A 13,822-nucleotide genomic window follows, 5' to 3' on the forward strand; every position below is an offset into this window, starting at 1 on the left:
CATTGTGTCGGTAAATCGCTTTCTGTAATCCATTGGTTCAACGAACCGATGGGCTGGTGTAGCGGGTCCTTTTTCCTGATCGAAAACCAACGTTTAGTTTATAGTTTAGTTGATTGTATGCAGGAGCGCTACGTCTACCCAACAAGGCCCCTACCTGAAATCAAAATAAAGCACACCCTGAAACGTATCTGAACCCCCATTGGCGCCGGTCAGCGCTGGCTGACTCTGGGGGCCGAGTCCAGCCGGTTTCTGAAATTTAGTGCCAATGGCCGGAATGTCGTGCAGAAACGAAAGCCCGCCCGCCGGGAAGACTGGCACGGTGTTGTCATTGGGAGCAGCCTTCGGTCGGGCCGGGGTGAACACCCGCAGAAACAAATCTTCGCTGGATGACAGGATGCTAAACCCACCTTCGTTTGTCTGGATGCGGGCGCCGTAGAAGTTGGCGTAGTAGCCTTTGAACTCCGGGTATTCCCAGCGTTCGCCCGTGATGGCGTCGTTGTAGGGCTTGTTCCAGCCGCCAAACGTGCCGCCTTTGAGCCGGTTTCGCCACACCCGGTAGGGGCCATTGCCCAGCAGATACATGCCGGTCACGTTCTTTTCCGGGTAATCGAACGTGACGCCGGGCGTTTCCAGACCGGACGGCGCACCGTTGCCGCCGGGCCGATAACGGTAGGTTAATTTCAGCCAGCCCGACGGGTACATCGTCCAGACGACGCTGAACCGGAATTTACCGTCATACGTAGCCTCCACAACGTGCGTACCCAGCGTATCGACATGCCGGAGGCTTTTGAAAACAGCATCTCCATCGATAAGTACCGGCCCGTTGGTCAGCGAAATAGTATTTTTCGGGTTGGCAACGCGCTCCAACAGCCCGGTTTTGGTGTTCAGCACGACGGACACACCGCTTGCAGTCAACGTGAGCTGGTCGTTTTTTTCGCTGGCGGTTACCGTACCGCTGCCCGCCGTCATCAACCGACTGGCCACGCGGTCTGGCAACGAGATGGGCCACGACCAGGTATGAACTTCCCGGCCATAGTAGTCGTGAGCAGTCACGTAGAGCGCATCATAGTCTGTCCAGGCTTTCGGCAGTGCGACGGTCAGCATACCGGCACTTTGGGGTTTAATGTCGGGGGCGGTTACGCTGCCCGTTGTCGACGTGGTATCGCCCGGCGTCATTCCCGTGAATTTTTTGAGTTTCCAGCGGAAGGTGCAGCGGTTGAGGTTCGTCTGGTAATAGCGGTTTTCGATGGGCAACTGCCCGTTGAACTGGGGCGTAATGAAGCGTTTCGGGAAGAATAGTGGCGACCAGATTTCCCGGATGGTGAAAAAACTGGCTTCTTTCTCGCGGTACGGCCCCAGAATGCCGTCAGCCGCCGAATTGCCTTTCGTGTCGAGTGGGCCGGGTGTCCCCTCTCCGGGGCTATTGTCGGTGCGGGAGATGGCCTGGTCGCAGAAATCCCAGAGGAAACCACCCGCCGACAGGGGGTTGGCCCGCATCAGGTTCCAGAAATCATCTAAGCCAGCGCCCTGCCCACCGTCGTAGAGACCATGCAGAAATTCGGTCGGGAAGAACACGTCGTGGCCGTTGAAAAACGTGCCTAAACCGTAGTTGTAGTTGATGTAATGCTTCGTATTGGTGCCGTAGCGGTTGAGCCAGGGGTGAATTACGGGTCGTTTCTGAATGTCGTAACGTGGGTAGTCGGGGACTAAATCGAAGTTGAAGCCACCCTCGTTGCCGTTGGCCCACAACACCACGCAGGGATGGTTCACATCACGGACGATGAGTTCCTTCACCAACTTCCGGCCTACCTGCGTGTCGTAGGGTGGATATTGCCACCCCGTTAGCTCGTCGATGACAAACAGCCCCAGCGAGTCGCAGACCTCCAGAAAATGATTGTCGGGCGGGTAGTGCGACATCCGCACGGCGTTCATGTTCATGTCCTTCATCAGGTTCACATCCATCAGGCTGATTTGCCGGTTAGTGGTGCGGCCCGTTGTGGGCCAGAAACCACCCCGGTTCACCCCCCGGAACATGATGCGCTGCCCGTTGATGTAGATACCATCCCGTTCGCGGAGTTCGACGGTGCGGAAACCAAATCGCTCGGTCAACGTATGAACCACTGCCGTTCGGGACGTCAAACTGACAGTCACCCGGTATAGATTGGGGAATTCCGGCGTCCAGAGAGCGGGGTTATTGACCTTGCCACGAATCCGAACAACGCTGTCGCCCGGCTGAACGGTTGCCGTCATTGGCTGCCCAACGGGTTGCCCGCGCTGGTCAACAATCCGGGCCTCCACCGATGTCGCTGTTTTATCACCATCCATGAAAACGTCCATACTGAACGAACCGTCGGCTTGGGCGTCGATGGCCGTTCGGGCGATGCGCTGCTGCGGGTAGGCTTCCAGAAAAACGGGCCGGAAAATGCCGCCGAACACCCAGAAGTCGGCTCCGCGTTCGGCTTCGTTCACCGATTTGTTGGCCGATACTTTACTGACCCGTACCTCCAGTTGGTTCGGCTGGCCCGGTTTCAGCAACGGGGATATTTCATAGCGAAATCGGTAAAAAGCGCCCTGATGCACCGGCCCGGCCAACTGCCCGTTGATTTTCACCTCCGTGTCGGTCATGGAGCCATCGAAAACGATGAACACCCGTTTCTGCTGCCAGTTGGCCGGAATGGTGAACGTATGCCGGTACAGGCCAACCTCCAGCGAGTCCTCTTTTTCGTTGCCGTAATGGTAGGCGCCAAACCCCTGCAACTCCCAGTTCGACGGCACCGGAATGGTGGTCCACTGGCCACTGTTGCGGCCCCGCGTGCATTGAAACTCCCAGTTAACGGTGTCGTCTTTGCCCGTGCCCGACAGGTATTTAATCTCCGTTCGCTGGGCAAGAAGCGGCTGAATGACCAGCAGACAGCCAACAAGCCAAAATAGTATTGTACGCATGGGTAAGTAAGTCATTGAACGTGTGTTGGCTTGTTTTTTTGTCATGCTTCCTCCGTCAGCATGACAAATCCTCTATACGTTTTTTACTTTTGATTAGTCGTATTCTTCTGTTCCTGCTGCAAGGCTTCCAGCGCAGCGGCCAGATAGACCAATGGGGCATTCCAGTTGATGGCAATTTCGTTGGAGGCATACGAGCAATCGGCGTCGATGTACACTTCATCGGCGTTGGTGGTCGTGTAGCCGGGGCATTTGTCCTGCCGGGCAGCATTGGCGTTGGTACCCCCCGACAGCAAACCCGGCACGGGGGCTTCGATGCCATCGGCAACCGACGGGCGGTGGTGCGGGTGCATGGGGGTTTTGTCGCCGAAACCCGTCACGAATGAGTACCCAACCGCATTGCGGCCCAGCAAATAATCCAGATTGCCGAGGGCGTAGTGGAGATAGCGGCTGCGATTGGGCGAATTCGTGAACCGGTACGCCTGAATGAGCGCAATGCCCTGATTGGCGGCCTCGGCGCTGCTGCCCCAGATGAAATCCTTAGCCGACTTGCCCATCACCGTTTGAAACGCCTGTTGGTCGGCTCCATCGATGAGAGAATCGGCCATTGTCGTTAGCCGCTGCTTCACTAACGGCAGGTCTTTTTTGCCAACCGTCGTCAGGCCACTACCCGACCGTGCCAGCGTATAATAGGCCAGGGTTCGGACCTGCGCCCACGACGGCAGTGGCGTTCGGGCATCAGGAAACAGGTTCACGGCAGTGTAATAGTGGTCGTCGTTGGTCGTCACATAGAGCTCAGCAGCGGCCCAAATCCATTCGTCGCTGGCGCTGCGGTCTTCGTAGCCGCCCGTCACCACGTCGGGGTCGAAGCTGGCGTTCATTCCGCGCTGATTATAGACCACATCGGGGTTGGCGTTTGCCCAGGTCCAGGCGTTCACAGCCGCCGACAGGCAGGAATCGGCCAGGCCGGGCAGTTCGCGGTTGTACGGTTTCAGCACCCGGCTTGCCTGGGCCATCACGGCGGCAAAGTCGAGCGTGGCGGTGATGCTTTTTGCCACAACATACCGGTCTTTTGTTGCTTTATCCGGCATCACCATCCCGTCGAAACTGGCATTGGTCAGTTTATGATAAACGCCCCCGTCGGCGGGGTCCTGCATGGTCAGCATCCAGCGGAGGTTCCAGAGGGCCTCATCGAGCACGTCCGGTACGTTATTGGTGCTTTCGGGAATGCTGGTGTTGAGCGACTTAACATAGTCCGGGAAATCCTCGCAGAGCGACAGCAGCGTTCCCATTGTGATGCCGGAGTTGACGATGTACTTGTTGTAGTCGCCCGCGTCGTACCAGCCCTTCGGCGACGCAATTACCGTTCCTGCCGGGCGGGTGGCCGACGCTGCCGAGGGGTGAATCAGGACCCGCGTGTCAGGATGGCCCGCCGGACGCGCCCATTGCCCGGCAAATTTGGGTATCAGGTCGACGGCCGTCCGCTGGTAATAAAAACCTTTGATGGCGCCGATGGCGAGGGACCGGTGAACGTCGGGGCGAATCTCGAATGGATAGGAGTGACCCAGCCCCGGAATGTTGACGACGAAGGTGCCCGTCTGGGAAAACGATGAGAAATCGGCCGTTCGGGTAATTTTTCCGGAAAGAGAATTCTGGCGCGAGTCGCTCAGGGGTCCGACGAAGACCACTTTTTTGAGGTCGGGCGTCATCACCTCAAACTTGCCCGGCGTATCGCCAACCACCACGGCAACTTTGGCCGCATTCGGGTAAAACCCAACCTGATTCAGTCGAATGCGGTCCGGCGGTTCGGCCTGGGCAAGGGTCTGGCTTTGAACGAACGGGCTGGCCCGTGTAAACAGAATGATCAGCAGGGCCCTTAAAGCGGTCAATTTGATGGCGTTCGACGGAAAAGGTCTGCTCATTTAGATTGGATTTTTATGTTCATTCAGGTGGCGGCTATAAAAGCGGACCCTCGCGCTTTGCCTACTATAGATAGAGGTAGTAACTATTTTGTGGCAACGCCAGCCCGATTTACGGCGCCAGTGCATAGGCGACGTAGCGATCACCGGATTTCGATTTTAGTTTCCCACCTCCGCAGGCAATTACGATAAACTGCTTCCCGCCAACCGAATAGGTGCTGGGCGATGCATAGCCAGCCGCCGGTAACTGAGTTTGCCAGACGGTTTTGCCGGTTTTTTTGTCGATGGCCCGGAGTTGCTCGTCTTTGCTGGCGGCAATAAATAGCAGGCCGCTGCCCGTTACGAGCGGGCCACCGTAATTGTCGGTGCCGGTTGGCGGAATGCCCCTGGCTGTCAGTTCTTTATATTCACCTAACGGCACCTGCCACCGATGCTCGCCCGTGTTGAGGTCGATGGCCGTCAGCGTGCCCCAGGGGGGCGCACTAACCGGGTAGCCGTTGCTGTCATACCAGCGGTTATAGCCCGTGTGCTGGTAAGGAGCGGCCTTGCCGGTTGTTTTTATGGATTGATTTCCAGACGTTTTGTTACTTAGAAAATCAACAATGGCTTTGCGTTCGCCTTCGGGAACGTGCGCGAACGAAGGCATCATGCCCCGCCCGTTCAGCAGCACTTTATGAATGGCATCCGTCGAAAGCCGCCCGTTAATGCCCAGCAGCGAGGGATACGAGCCGTCGTGGTTGCCCTGCCGGTCGGCCCCGTGACAGGCCCGGCAATTCAGGGCGTACAATTGCGCGCCCGTAACCGACGTGTTGGCATCGGGCTGTTTCTGCTCGATTAATGACGAATAGCAGGGATTCTGCTTGGCCGGAATATAAATGATTCCGTCGGGGTCCGTCGCTGACCCACCCCATTGAGCGCCCCCGTCCGTGCCGGGGAAAAAGATGGTCATGGTTGCTGTTAACGGCATGTAGGGGCTGCCCGTCCGGGCTTTTCGGAGCGTAGCCACTACTTCTGAACGATTAGCCGCCCAGGGATTAATATCGTTCTCGGTTAATGTCTGCTTCGTAAACGGGGCTGGTCTGAGCGGAATAGGCTGGGTAGGGCTAACGGATTCACCCGCTATTCCGTCCGTCGGAAACGGGCGTTCCTCAATCGGAAATAACGACTTTCCGGTAACACGATCGAAGACGAAAATATGCCCCTGCTTCGTCGTTTGGGCGACGGCGTCAATGCGTCGGGGCCGACCGTCGGTTCCAGTCTGCGTTATGGTCAGCAGGTTGGGCGGAGCCGGTGGATCGCGATCCCAGATGTCGTGGTGAACAAATTGAAAATGCCAGAGTCGCTTGCCCGTGTTCGCATCTAAAGCGATTAAGCAATTCGCAAACAGGTTGTTACCCTTGCGATTGCCCCCATAAAAATCAAATGCTGCCGAGCCGGTGGGTACATACACAATTCCCCGCTGCCGGTCGATAGCCATACCGGCCCAGGCGTTGGCCCCGCCGAGCCGTTGCCGCGGGTTGGCCGGCGACCAGGTGCCATACCCGAACTCGCCGGCTTGTGGAATGGTATGAAATGTCCAGACAGTTCGCCCGGTTCGGGCATCGAACGCCCGGATATCGCCCAGCAGGGCCGATTCGTTTTCGGCAACCCGCGCGCCAACGATCAGCAGGTTTTTATAAGCCACATTGGGCGTGTTGGCCCGTACATACTCATCGGCGCCGGGCCGGCCGATGCCTTCCTTCAGGTCAATTCTGCCATTTTTGCCGAAATGCTCAATCAACTTGCCCGATTCGGGGTCGATGGCGTATAACCAGTTGCCCGCGCCCCAGAAAATACGCTTCTCGTTCCCCTCCGACCAGTAGGTGACGCCCCGGCTGGTTGTTCCGCCGTTGTCGCCGACCTGCGTTTTCCAGCGTTGCTTTCCGGTGGCGGCATCAAGGGCAAATACCTGCGTATCGGCGGATACGCCATAAAGCACGCCATTGATGATGATTGGATTACACTGCATCTGCGTCCGGTTATTGACCGTGTCCGCTCCTCCTGACGAATACGTCCAGGCGACGTTTAACTGGTGAACCGTGGCGGGATTGATCTGGTCTAACGGCGAATAATGACTTTTCATGCCATCGCCGTTATACTCCGTCCAGTCGGTGTCGGGAGCCGGATTTCCCGGCATCACGCTCCCCATCACCAGAAGAAGTGAACTAATAAAGAGGAGTTTGAGTACAGACAGCGGAAATTGCATATAAGTAATTGTGGGGAATGACTATAGCCAATCAAAGCTACTCATGTATTCAAACCAAACTGGTCGCTTACCGCCCCGGTTCCTGTAAGTACCGCTCTAAACGGCTTTCCAACTCGGGCTGGCTGAGGTTTGTGTATAACTCCCCATTGAGCGCCAGTGCCAGCCGGCCACTTTCTTCCGAAACCGCAACAACAGCCGCATCGGTGGCCTCGCTCATGCCTAAGGCGGCCCGGTGGCGGAAACCCAGGGAAGGGGGGAGCTCATCATCTTCTGAAACGGGCAAAATACAGCGGGCCGCCCGAATCCGGCCCTCGCTGATGATAACGGCCCCATCGTGCAGGGGACTATACTGACTAAAAATAGCCAGCAGCAGTTGTTTCGATATATCGGCGTCGATGACCTCGCCCGATTGCGCGAATTTCTCCAGATCATCATTTTTCTGAAGCACTAATAACCCGCCGGAGAACTCGGCGCTTAGGGCCTTGCAGGTATCCAGGATCGGTTTTAGGGGCGTTTGGGCGTCTGTCATCGTACCGTCCCGGAGTAACCAGCGCCGAAGCTGACGACTACTGGTAAGGTTGGTCGATTTGCCAATGAGCAGCAGAAAGCGCCTGATTTCGTGCTGAAAAATAATGATCAGCGCCAGGGCGCCTACACTGATGAAATACTCCAGAATGGTCGTCATCAGGTTCAGGCCGAGGGCTTTCACGAGCAAATAGGCCAGATAAACCAGCAGATAGCCAACAAACACCCGGCTGGCAACACTCCCCCGAACGAGGTTATAAATCTGATAAATCAGAATGGTTACCAGAAGAATGTCGAGCAGGTCGAGCCAGCTAATATCTAAAAATCCCAGCCGAAATGCCAGCATGAACAAATGAGTAAAGTTTCCGGGCTAAAGATAAACAGAATCCAGTCGATACGTTGGTTATTGAGTTATTGGTTAATGCGTAATTGGTAAAACGCAGCCTACTACCAACTCATTTGTAATCAATCAGACAGGATTAGGTATAGTTAAGGCTATAAATTAATGGTTTGTCCTTCAATAGCCAGATAGGTTTCGGGAAAGACCTGCCGCGCTTCGTCCAGAAATGGGTCAAATTGCTTATAGCGTGACGAAAAATGCCCAATCAGGAGTCGGCCTGCTGAGGCTTTAGCGGCAATGGTAGCGGCCTGCTTCGCGGTTGAATGGTAAACTTCGGCGGCTCGCAGCGCATTGTCTTCCAGAAACGTGGCTTCGTGGTAAAGCAAATCGACACCCCGCAGTTGCGGTATCAGCGTGTCAACATAGCGCGTATCGGAGCAGAAAGCGTAGGAACGCGGAGCGGGTCCAGGTTGGGTATAGTCGGCGGCTGCGTAGAGCAGTTGCCCGTCAGCATCCCGAATATCCTCACCGTCTTTAAGTTGCTTCAGGTAGGCCACCGGCACATCATCGGGCAGTTTATCCCGCAGCAGATGGGGCTTGTGGGGCTTTTCCCGAAATAGAAAACCGGTGCAGTCGATGCGGTGTTGCAGCGGAATCGACTGTACGGTTAGTTGAGGATGATCGAGGAGCAGGGCGGGCTGACTGGGGTCAATCGGCTGAAAATGGAGTTTGTAGCCCAAACGTGAATCCGACACCCGGAAAATGGTGGTCAGGACTTCATCGAGTCCGCGCGGCCCAAACAGGTATAAATCCTCCGTGCGGCCCGCCAGATTTAGCGTCGACAGGAGAGGAGCGAGGCCAAAATAATGGTCGCCATGCAGGTGGCTGATAAAAATATAGCGAAGTCGGGCGGGCCGAATCCGCTGTTCAATCAGCCGCAGTTGGGTGCCTTCGCCACAGTCAATCAGGATATAGTCAGTACCAACCGTGAGCAATTGGGCTGTTTGGTGAAGCCGTAGGGAGGGCGTAGCTGAGCCTGCCCCCAGAATGGTAAGGGCAAAGGGCAACTGAGCCGGTCGGCTGGTTTCCGGTTCGGTCATGGCATCAGGACCGGCCTGGACTGGCCGGTCGGGCCGGTCAGACTTCGTCGCGACCGACGCTGCCTCCGGCGTCGTACTCATCATCGGCTTCGCTGCGAAAATCGTTTTCTAATTCGTTCATAAACACCGCGTCTATGGCTTCCTCCACCGTTGGGAGAATGGTTAGATCGCTCAGGCTGACCTTGTCTAAATAGTCGATGAGGTCATCGTTTTTGGTAACGACTACCAGCAAGCCCACTTCATTGGTGCATTGCCGGTTTACTTTCCGGAGTGTGGCCGTTCCGGCGGGGTCCACCGACTGCACCGGTGCCATATCGACAATAATGTTGCTGTATCCTTCCCGGAATAAGCCCCGGCTAAGGGTTTCGAAGTCGGTGGATACGACCTCGCTAAATTCGCTTTCGGCTAATCGAATCAGGGCGTACTGTTCGTTTTTTTCGATGCTATAGTTCATGGTAAAAAGAGTAAAATGAGTAAACGGGACCGGCCTTTATAGCTGGTTTCAGTATACACGAATCATTTTACGGTATTAACAGCGTTCAAAATGTTGGTTTCAATGCGTGTGAGTGGGTTGCTGGATTGATCGACCTGGAACGATTGCCCCGTAACTGTCTCATACAGTTCAATATAGCGGGTTTTGATCTGCTCGATCCACTCATCCGACATGGCGGGCATTACCTGGCCGGTTTTGCCCTGAAACCCATGGCTAATTAGCCATTCTCTAACGAATTCTTTCGATAATTGTTTCTGTGGCTGGCCAGCCCGCTGATTCTGCTCATACCCGTCGGCATAAAAATACCGGGACGAGTCGGGCGTGTGTACCTCGTCAATCAGGTAAATGCGGCCATTCAGGTTGCCGAACTCGTATTTTGTATCCACCAGAATGAGGCCCCGCTCGGCAGCCATGTCGGTGCCCCGCGCAAAGAGCGCCAGTGCATACTGTTCCAACTGAACATACTCGTTTTCCGGCACAAGGCCGCTCCCCAGAATTTCCTCACGGCTAATGTCTTCATCGTGGCCTTCGTGGGCTTTCGTCGACGGGGTAATGATGGGCGTGGGCAACCGGTCATTTTCGCGCAGGCCCTCGGGAAGGGCAACGCCACACAGCGTCCGGCGCCCTTCCCGATACTCGCGCCAGGCGTGCCCGGCCAAGTAGCCCCGAACCACCATTTCAACCGCATAGGGTTCGCAGTTAAGGCCGATGCTTACATTCGGGTCGGGCACGTCGAGCAGCCAGTTTGGTACCAGATTAGCGGTGGCCCGCAGGAAATAAGCGGCCGTTTGATTCAGCACCTGCCCTTTGGCCGGAATAGGCCGGGGTAGGACCACGTCGAACGCTGAAATCCGGTCGGAGGCAACCATAACGAGTTTCTCCGGGAAGGCGTACACATCCCGCACCTTGCCGCGATAAAATCCGGTTTGACCGGGAAATTGAAAATTCGTCTCCTGAATGGCGTTCATGTAGTTTATTTCAGGTTCCAGGTTTCAGGTTTCAGGTTCGCTACTGTGTACGGCAACTACACCGACGGCCTGGTTGAAACCTGGAACAATTAAAGCTTTTCAAGAATAAGAGCTGATGCGCCACCGCCCCCATTGCAAATGCCAACGGCGCCATAGCGTCCGTTCTTTTGGTGCAGCACATTGGTAAGCGTGGTTACGATCCGCGCTCCCGACGCCCCCAGCGGATGACCAATGGCTACGGCTCCCCCAAATACATTCAGTTTCTCCTGCGGCACCTCCAGTACTTTACTGAACGTGAGTGGCACCACCGCAAACGCTTCGTTTATTTCAAAAAAGTCGATGTCATCGGCTTTTAAACCGGCGCGGTCGAGTGCCAAAGGAACGGCTTTGGTGGGGGCCGTCGTGAACCACTGCGGCTCCTGTTCGGCATCGGCGTAGGCCAGAATCCGGGCCAGTGGTTTTACCCCCAGTTCATCGGCTTTCCGGCGACTCATCACCACCAGGGCCGAGGCTCCGTCGCTGATGGGCGAGGAACTGGCGGGGGTTACGGTACCATTGGGCGTAAAAGCAGCTTTCAACGTCGGAATTTTGTCGTAAATAACGTTTTTGTATTCTTCATCTTCGTGCACCGTCACGCTATTTTTTCGGCCTGCGACCTCCACCGGCACAATTTCGGCGCTGAATTGGCCACCCTGCGTGCTGGCTTCGGCCCGCCGGTAGGATTGCACCGTGAAGTCGTCCTGCGCCTGGCGGCTGATGGCATAGGTTTGCGCCGTTTGATCGGCAAAAACACCCATCGCGCACTGGTCGTAGGCGTCTACAAGTCCATCTCGTGCCAGCCCGTCAACCAATTCGGCGTTTCCGTACTTATAGCCAAAACGGGCTTTCGGAACGTAGTAGGGCGCATTCGACATGCTCTCCATACCGCCCGCCACAACCACGTCGGCCTGGCCGAGTTGAATAGCCTGGGCCGCCAGCATAATGGCTTTTGTGCCCGATGCACACACTTTATTGATGGTCGTACAGGGAATGTTGGCCGGTAAGCCAGCTTTCAGAGCGGCCTGCTTGGCGGGTGCCTGCCCTACATTTGCCGAGACAACGTTGCCCATATAGACTTCCTGGACCTGGTCGGGTTGTATGCCTGCCCGGTTAAGCGCGCCCCGGATAGCTGCCGCGCCAAGATCGGTGGCCGACAGGGTTGATAAAACGCCCCCAAAACTACCAATTGGCGTTCGAACGGCAGCAATAATTACGACTTCATTCATGTGTTTTGTTGATTAAAGCGAACCAGATCCGGCTGTTGGCTACCCCATTACCAGCGATTGGCCCCGGCGGTCGGCTTTGTTCCCGACCGCCGGGCCGACCGCGTCAGCGCATACGGCAAATCATCACTCTGCATCGCATCGAGAAGCTGTACGGCCTGCTCTTCACTGAGGTTTAGCCGCTGAAACCGGCGCAATACCTCATCCTGCCGCTCCGACCGTTCGACCTGTTGCCCACCTGCCGGGCGAGGTTTGTTGACAAGGGCTGGGTTTCGATCCGATGGTTTGGGCTTTGCTTTTTTGGCGGGTGGTTTCCCCGAATAGTATTTCTTAATTAATTCAAAATTATACCGGGCGGATTCATTATCCGCATTTTCCAGGAGCGCCTGCCGAAACAGTATCAGCGCTGTGGCGCTATCGCCTTCTAAACAGGTCATAACCCCTAACTGCGTGGCGGCTGCGGTCCGCAGATCGGCCCTGTCGGAACGAAGCTGGGTTTCGTACTGGAGCCGGGCTTTGGTGTACTGCTTCAGGTGAAAATAAGTATGCCCCAGATTTAAGCGCACAGCCGGATCGAGGGTTGTGGTGGTACGGCTCAGGTAACTATATAACGATAGCGCACGGGCATAATGCCCGGCCTGGTAAGCGGCCTGCGCTTCCTGACGGATCTGGTTATTCCGGGAAATCTGGTTTACGGGGAGTAACGTGCTCCACCAGAGCCAGGCGGTGATCAACACATATAGCATAGATGGTAACCCTAAAGCTCGCCAAAAATAAGACGAAACCCCGACATCCGCTTACAATCGGAACGTTCGGATCACGATAATCAGATCAAGGCCGATTAGCCCCAGTGCAGCCAGCAAAAAATAATAATATTTGTTGGTCGAAACGGCCAGTCTGCGCTGGTCAACGGCCTGGCCTTTCAGCGAGCGCACCAGGTTGGCTAACTCATTGACATACCGACCACTGGCATCGGCTTCGATGTACTGCCCCCTGGCATCGCGGGCCAATTCCTGCAAAAACGGGCGGTTCAACCGGCTGCGAACAATCTGGTGGTCATCATCGCGGATGAAATCGCGCCCGGCCCGAATGGACGCACCCGCTTCGGTGCCAACGCCTACGGTAATGAGCGACACCCCCTGCGACCGGAGCCGGGTAAGCTCCGGTCGGTTGCAGGTCGCAAAATTTTCACCATCGCTAAACAACACAATGGCTTTGCTGTTTTGCCGGGTGGACGAATCGGTGAGGAATTTCTGGCGGGCCAGTTCAATGGCACTGCACAGGTCTGTGCCACCCGTTGGGGAAGCACTCGTGTGTACGTCGCGGATAAACTGACCGAGCGCGTCGTGGTCAGCCGTCAGGGGCGATAACACGAATGATTCAGCGGCTGTCAGTACCAGTCCGAAGCGGTCGCCGGGTAGGGTGTCTGCTAACTGCAGGATATCATATTTAATTCGTTCCAATCGGGTTGGCACCACGTCGCCCGCATCCATCGACCGCGAAATATCGACCAGCAGAAACGTATCGCGACCGGCAGTTATCAACTCTCCTTCGGCTTCGCCGAAGGAAGGGCCAAGCAGGGCAATGATCAGCAGAGTGAGGTAGCTGCCGCGCAGAAAAAACTTGGGTACCACACCCCAGGCCGACGTATTTAGCTGTTTGGCCAGCCGAAAAGTTCGCCAGATATAGAGCGCGTACAGGCTGAGGAACAGCCCGATAATACTAAATTCGGTTTTGGTAAAGGAATACAGCCAGTTCATTCAGAGCAAGTATCAGGCTGATGCTGACCTGGTTTAGGCAGGGACGCATCGGATCAGAAAAGGCGAAAGTAACAATTAAGAAAAGATTTTGCCCGGTGCCTCTTGCTCAAAACGTTAAATTGCCCTACCTTTGTGTCCCAATCGTTCAGGAAGGGAATGATTGGCTTCGGAGAGATGCCTGAGTGGCCGAAAGGAACAGTTTGCTAAACTGTCGTACTGGAAACGGTACCGAGGGTTCGAATCCCTCTCTCTCCGCTGAGTGACCATTAA

10 protein-coding genes and 1 tRNA gene are annotated in these 13,822 nt (G+C 55.7%); 1 reads left to right on the plus strand and 10 read right to left on the minus strand.

The genetic code is table 11. From position 1 onward, the window contains the following. Window positions 1–150: 150 nt before the first annotated feature. From ACYVI1_RS03985 to ACYVI1_RS04030, 10 genes are all read right to left on the minus strand, one after another. On the minus strand, window positions 151–2,943 hold the full coding sequence (locus ACYVI1_RS03985) for a glycoside hydrolase family 2 protein (protein WP_460906940.1): 2,793 nt from the start codon (window positions 2,941–2,943) through the stop codon (window positions 151–153). An 83-nt stretch (window positions 2,944–3,026) separates the two neighbouring features. Continuing rightward, entirely contained in the window at window positions 3,027–4,862 is a 1,836-nt protein-coding gene (locus ACYVI1_RS03990) for a glycoside hydrolase family 9 protein (protein WP_460906942.1), read from the minus strand. 109 nt (window positions 4,863–4,971) lie between these two features. Beyond that, window positions 4,972–7,104 carry an outer membrane protein assembly factor BamB family protein gene (locus ACYVI1_RS03995; RefSeq protein ID WP_460906944.1) on the minus strand — a complete coding sequence of 711 codons (2,133 nt, stop codon included), beginning with the start codon at window positions 7,102–7,104 and terminating at the stop codon, window positions 4,972–4,974. Window positions 7,105–7,171: 67 nt separating this feature from the next. Next, window positions 7,172–7,975, minus strand: a complete 804-nt coding sequence (cdaA, locus tag ACYVI1_RS04000; RefSeq protein ID WP_460906946.1) for a diadenylate cyclase CdaA — start codon at window positions 7,973–7,975, stop codon at window positions 7,172–7,174. A 149-nt stretch (window positions 7,976–8,124) separates the two neighbouring features. Beyond that, window positions 8,125–9,069, minus strand: coding sequence for a ribonuclease Z (locus tag ACYVI1_RS04005; RefSeq protein WP_460907480.1), 945 nt, complete (start codon window positions 9,067–9,069; stop codon window positions 8,125–8,127). A 37-nt stretch (window positions 9,070–9,106) separates the two neighbouring features. Further along, complete coding sequence (locus ACYVI1_RS04010) at window positions 9,107–9,523, minus strand: STAS domain-containing protein (RefSeq protein ID WP_460906948.1); 417 nt, start codon at window positions 9,521–9,523, stop codon at window positions 9,107–9,109. Between the two features lie 62 nt (window positions 9,524–9,585). Next, window positions 9,586–10,530, minus strand: coding sequence for a phosphoribosylaminoimidazolesuccinocarboxamide synthase (locus ACYVI1_RS04015; RefSeq protein ID WP_460906950.1), 945 nt, complete (start codon window positions 10,528–10,530; stop codon window positions 9,586–9,588). A gap of 89 nt (window positions 10,531–10,619) precedes the next feature. After that, entirely contained in the window at window positions 10,620–11,795 is a 1,176-nt protein-coding gene (locus ACYVI1_RS04020; protein ID WP_460906952.1) for an acetyl-CoA C-acyltransferase, read from the minus strand. A 47-nt stretch (window positions 11,796–11,842) separates the two neighbouring features. Continuing rightward, window positions 11,843–12,538, minus strand: coding sequence for a tetratricopeptide repeat protein (locus tag ACYVI1_RS04025; protein WP_460906954.1), 696 nt, complete (start codon window positions 12,536–12,538; stop codon window positions 11,843–11,845). Window positions 12,539–12,589: 51 nt separating this feature from the next. Continuing rightward, on the minus strand, window positions 12,590–13,552 hold the full coding sequence (locus ACYVI1_RS04030) for a vWA domain-containing protein (protein WP_460906956.1): 963 nt from the start codon (window positions 13,550–13,552) through the stop codon (window positions 12,590–12,592). A 168-nt stretch (window positions 13,553–13,720) separates the two neighbouring features. On the opposite strand from ACYVI1_RS04030, the gene ACYVI1_RS04035 reads away from it, so the two are divergent. Continuing rightward, window positions 13,721–13,807: transfer RNA gene (locus ACYVI1_RS04035), tRNA-Ser, on the plus strand. The last annotated feature ends 15 nt before the right edge of the window (window positions 13,808–13,822 follow it).

The organism is Spirosoma areae, from assembly GCF_054781775.1.

Bases quoted from the DNA above. Each gene is read 5' to 3' on its own strand.
- ACYVI1_RS03985 (WP_460906940.1), bottom strand. From the start codon at position 2,943: ATGCGTACAATACTATTTTGGCTTGTTGGCTGTCTGCTGGTCATTCAG.
- ACYVI1_RS03990 (WP_460906942.1), bottom strand. From the start codon at position 4,862: ATGAGCAGACCTTTTCCGTCGAACGCCATCAAATTGACCGCTTTAAGG.
- ACYVI1_RS03995 (WP_460906944.1), bottom strand. From the start codon at position 7,104: ATGCAATTTCCGCTGTCTGTACTCAAACTCCTCTTTATTAGTTCACTT.
- cdaA (WP_460906946.1), bottom strand. From the start codon at position 7,975: ATGCTGGCATTTCGGCTGGGATTTTTAGATATTAGCTGGCTCGACCTG.
- ACYVI1_RS04005 (WP_460907480.1), bottom strand. From the start codon at position 9,069: ATGACCGAACCGGAAACCAGCCGACCGGCTCAGTTGCCCTTTGCCCTT.
- ACYVI1_RS04010 (WP_460906948.1), bottom strand. From the start codon at position 9,523: ATGAACTATAGCATCGAAAAAAACGAACAGTACGCCCTGATTCGATTA.
- ACYVI1_RS04015 (WP_460906950.1), bottom strand. From the start codon at position 10,530: ATGAACGCCATTCAGGAGACGAATTTTCAATTTCCCGGTCAAACCGGA.
- ACYVI1_RS04020 (WP_460906952.1), bottom strand. From the start codon at position 11,795: ATGAATGAAGTCGTAATTATTGCTGCCGTTCGAACGCCAATTGGTAGT.
- ACYVI1_RS04025 (WP_460906954.1), bottom strand. From the start codon at position 12,538: ATGCTATATGTGTTGATCACCGCCTGGCTCTGGTGGAGCACGTTACTC.
- ACYVI1_RS04030 (WP_460906956.1), bottom strand. From the start codon at position 13,552: ATGAACTGGCTGTATTCCTTTACCAAAACCGAATTTAGTATTATCGGG.